Here is a 4,116-nt window from a genome sequence, read left to right as displayed (position 1 = left end):
TCGCTACGAGTGAATGGCTAGTTCTTTCTCGACGGGAATCCCACCCGCTATATGATACGACCTATGCTCGGCCGCACAACTGCTCCGTTAGTTGAACAAGAAAAGGGATCGCAGCAGCAATCCCTTTCTTAAACTCAAGCACCCTTTAGTTTAAGTGCGTTTATTCACAAACTTATCCTTTTTACAGTTCATTTATTATAGGAATGCTGTCCTGTTGTAAAAAAACGACTGCTCTTATTTGCAATCTCCCTCGTTAGCTCTATTTTGACTAACTACTTCACCAAATGTTCCCTATTAAGCGAATTATCATTCTTGGTATAAACATTAAGATGTTTCAAACCACTTCAAATATAAACTCAATTAAAGTATCTTTAAAAAAGCCGTATCTATTTCTTTTTTTATTTTTCATCTTCTAACTCCCAATTAATTAATCGTTGTTTAACTATTCTGACTTGGAATAACATTTTCAATCCTTTAAATAAATTCTACTTTTATTTTCAATTTCCTTCTTCAGCTAACCTGCTTCATTAGCGGAACAAGAAAAAGAGCCTCAGCTACGACTCATTCTTAAACTCAAGCACCCGTTAGCTTAATAAGAATTTCTTTAATTGTTGATAATAAGAGAAACCTGAAATGGAGGATTCGTATGAAAAAAAGCCTTTTAATAATGATTGCCTTCTTAACTCTTTTCTCTTATTCTCCCGTCCAAGCCGAAACCGTAACTAACAATGATGTACAGTTGCGTGATGACTTGATCTACATTTTGCTTACTCCTTTAATTAACAAAGAAATTGAAAAACATTACGGCAAACCTAAGCAGTTTTATAACAAAAAGATTCTCCAAATCAAGAAACTGGAACAAGGCAGCTACTACTTTGATGTAACAGTTCAGGTAACGACATTTGAAGGAGCACACAATCCCCCTAATGATTTAGTCACCATCACTTTCAGTAATCATCGTTACCCAGGTTGGCGGGCGATTGATTTCAAAAGCAGAAGGTTAAAACCAAACGAAGATCAATACAGACATCCTTAGTAAAAGGGTTGTCTTTTATTGTTCTTCAACAAACCTTCCCTTTCCTTTAGTTGCATAAAAAAAAGAGACCGCCATTGACGTTCTCTTAATGTAACTCAAGCACCCTTTAGTTTAAGTACATTTTTTCACATATTCCTTATAAAACAAGATGCCCCAATAAAAGAAGACACTTCTTTTTAAAGAATGCACTCGATTCTTTTTAGTAAAGTGATTAGCTTTATTAAATTGACCTGCTTCATTAGAAAAAAACATCTCAACATAATAAAAAGGTCCCTTAAATAAAAATATCCATAGTCTGTTACTTTTGAAAAAGATTATATATCTTATTTATAAAATAAGTGTTTGTTAATATTTCCTTGCGTAATAAACCATATTTAAAAATACTACTGCTATATAAAGCGATACAATCAATGTTAATAGATGATATGCAGAAATATTTATTATACCTAAATAGGGATTAATAAATAATAATAAGACGAATATTATTCCTAACATCCAAAAATAACTTACGTAAATTCCACGCTCTTTTATTTTTTGAGCACGTTCATCTTTTGCAGCAAAATGGTCCGATAAGTAGGCTAAGCAAAAGCTCATAATTGTAATGGCAATTAGCATTAACCCTTCTGGAAATTTTCCACTTGAAATATAAGCCCAATTAACAACCATAGCATTCAAAAACATAATGACACCCAATATTAGAAAGATTAATTTACTATTCTTCATTATTTCTCCTCCTCATAAATAAAGATATCTTCAATTTTGCAATTGAAAATTTGAGCTAATTTAAATGCTAAAATAATCGATGGATTATAGCGTTCTCTTTCTAATGAAATAATTGTTTGTCTTGACACTTCTAATTTTTCAGCTAGCTGGTCTTGTGTTAAATCCTTTTTAGCCCGTAACTCTTTTATCCTATTCTTCATTTATTCACCCACTTAATGTAAAGTTAGCTTTACTTAAAGTTTACTTTACATCGGTTCTTAAAGTCAAGTTTGCTTTACATTAAATTTTGATATAAAGCTAATTTGCTTACGTTAGCATAATTTAATTGAGCTGCTGCTCCATTCATTGGACTCCAGATCTTTAAATATTTTTTATCACAATATATACTTTCTAGTACTTCTTGTTACACCATAACTGTAAAGAAACATTAATCCCCATTCACTTGATATTTTATTGCACTAACCTGCACCGTTAGCTTAATAAGAAAAAGGTTGCCGTAGCAACCTTTTTTTGAAGTAAAGCACCCGTTTGTTTAAGTACACTTCTTCACATACTTAGCTTATATTTCAGGAATGCTGTCCAGTAAATCGAACAAGAAAAAGAGCTGCCGCAGCAGCCTTTTCTTTCATTTGAATATGTTCCAAAACTTACCTTTCTCTTTCTTTTCTCTTAACTCAATTAATCCAAATGGGTTATAGAATAAATTATCTTCATCGTATCTTGAATCATTCATTATTGCAATTCTCATTACAGATGTATCTTGTCCAACGCTAAATGTTTCTCCTTCTTTAATTGAGGGTCTTTCAACCAAGTTGTATAGATTAAAATTATTTATTAGATCAGCAGCGTCTTCTGGAGATAACTGAGACGAAGTAATTACATCTGGAAGACCAAAAACCTGCATCCCACAAGAATAGTATACATTCCCTTCCCCAATTAAAGTTACAAAATGGGAATATAAAGGGAAATATTCAGGATTATTTTGAAGTTCTAACCAATCCTCTTTTGAATGGGCTAAACCGGAATTCTCTATTTTAACGGCTATACCACCGGCTTTGAGTAACCCAACACCTAAATCCACCACATTTTTAACATCCTGAATATCCTTTACATCCGTAATCACATATAAGGTATAGGTATGGTTATCTACTTCAACTAAAACTTCTTTTGATATAGATCCCCTACAAGCATATTTAAACGTTTCACTAAGATTAGAATCGTATTCATAGACTTCAACCTGAAATCCTACATTTTTTTGAGCATTATGAATGATATTCCCGGCCATTAAATATCCTCCACTTTTAGAAGCAACGGCTTGAATGATTTCAGTTCGACTCTTCCATTTCCCAGGAATTCCAATTACAATTTGGGTTTTCTCCATATAAAAACTCTCCTTAATTAATTCCTAAAATAAATCTCTCCTAAAAGAATTTGCTAACCTTGAAAGTTACCATACATTTTTTGAAACCTTTTTATATCTTCATTTCCATTAATTTCAATCTATCATAATAACACCATTTAAGTAAAAATTGCTTACCTCAAATTGGATCAACGCACCCGTTACTTTAAGTACATCTCTTCAAAATCACACAATATCTTTATTAGAGATGCTTGTCATATTGACTTTGACTTTCAAACTGAAGAGGCTCTCGCAACATTAAATGGATCAACGTTTCTTTCTTCTAACAGTTCTTCAAACTTATCAGTTCCATACTTAACAAAATATTCATATTCCATCTGTGAAATAAAAAATGCTAACAACATTCTACCATTCTTATACTTAGTCTCATTACAAACATTTCTATATTCTTCTGGAAAAGCGAATGGTTCAGTAAGGTAACCTGCGTTTTTATCGTATTTTTGAACAAAAGCTCTATCAATATTTTCAATTCCACTTATTGCTACTCCTCTTACTACTTCAATTCGGTTACTGATACAGTAAAATAAAGCATTGGCAAGAATATACCCTGCACTATTAAAAGCTCCATCAACCACCATCGAGACTTCAACATTATCGCCTACTATTTCCTCGTACTTACTAAATCCCAGCGTATTATAAACTAAGCATTCTTCAAATACATTTTCGTATATCAAAACTTGTATACTTGGCAATTCTTCATTATTTATAAACACTTCGCGGTCATTTGGCTCTCCTAAAAATTTATTGTAATGGTCGTAGTAAAGTTCTCCAAAGTTAGTCATCCTAAATTTCCCTTCGATAAGTTAACTCCATATATTAATTCTCCATTGTATTTTCCATCCCCTTCTTAAAGTAGTCGAGTAGAAGAGAACCTCTCTACCTTACGGTAGATTGTGTTCTCCCCCCTCCCAGAACCGTGCTTGCGCAATTAACGCAC

General features: G+C 32.7%; 5 protein-coding genes. 1 reads left to right on the top strand and 4 read right to left on the bottom strand.

Features of this window, described 5'->3' with window-relative positions:
• The first annotated feature begins 646 nt into the window (after positions 1-646).
• A complete protein-coding gene (locus TR08_RS30365) occupies positions 647-1,036 on the top strand; it encodes a DUF3888 domain-containing protein (RefSeq protein WP_052427490.1) in 390 nt (129 codons plus the stop codon).
• Between the two features lie 345 nt (positions 1,037-1,381).
• On the opposite strand, the gene TR08_RS16505 is transcribed toward TR08_RS30365, so the two are convergent.
• From TR08_RS16505 to TR08_RS16490, 4 genes are all read right to left on the bottom strand, one after another.
• Positions 1,382-1,759: a hypothetical protein gene (locus tag TR08_RS16505; RefSeq protein WP_045519975.1), complete on the bottom strand. Its 378-nt coding sequence runs from the start codon at positions 1,757-1,759 to the stop codon at positions 1,382-1,384.
• Positions 1,759-1,959, bottom strand: a complete 201-nt coding sequence (locus TR08_RS16500) for a helix-turn-helix transcriptional regulator (protein ID WP_045519973.1) — start codon at positions 1,957-1,959, stop codon at positions 1,759-1,761. The genes TR08_RS16505 and TR08_RS16500 overlap by 1 nt, the downstream gene beginning before the upstream one ends.
• A 425-nt stretch (positions 1,960-2,384) precedes the next feature.
• On the bottom strand, positions 2,385-3,140 hold the full coding sequence (locus TR08_RS16495) for a DUF4261 domain-containing protein (RefSeq protein ID WP_045519970.1): 756 nt from the start codon (positions 3,138-3,140) through the stop codon (positions 2,385-2,387).
• A gap of 251 nt (positions 3,141-3,391) precedes the next feature.
• A complete protein-coding gene (locus TR08_RS16490) occupies positions 3,392-3,961 on the bottom strand; it encodes a suppressor of fused domain protein (RefSeq protein WP_045519969.1) in 570 nt (189 codons plus the stop codon).
• Between the last annotated feature and the right edge of the window lie 155 nt (positions 3,962-4,116).

This window comes from Neobacillus niacini, assembly GCF_000759675.1.
In the GTDB taxonomy this organism is placed as follows: Bacteria; Bacillota; Bacilli; order Bacillales; family Cytobacillaceae; genus Neobacillus; species Neobacillus niacini_A.
Note: the sequence above shows the minus strand (reverse complement) of the source record. Positions and strands in the feature narration are given on the sequence as shown.

Excerpts from the sequence above, each read along its gene's own strand:
- TR08_RS30365 (WP_052427490.1), top strand. The coding sequence starts at position 647 with ATGAAAAAAAGCCTTTTAATAATGATTGCCTTCTTAACTCTTTTCTCT.
- TR08_RS16505 (WP_045519975.1), bottom strand. The coding sequence starts at position 1,759 with ATGAAGAATAGTAAATTAATCTTTCTAATATTGGGTGTCATTATGTTT.
- TR08_RS16500 (WP_045519973.1), bottom strand. The coding sequence starts at position 1,959 with ATGAAGAATAGGATAAAAGAGTTACGGGCTAAAAAGGATTTAACACAA.
- TR08_RS16495 (WP_045519970.1), bottom strand. The coding sequence starts at position 3,140 with ATGGAGAAAACCCAAATTGTAATTGGAATTCCTGGGAAATGGAAGAGT.
- TR08_RS16490 (WP_045519969.1), bottom strand. The coding sequence starts at position 3,961 with ATGACTAACTTTGGAGAACTTTACTACGACCATTACAATAAATTTTTA.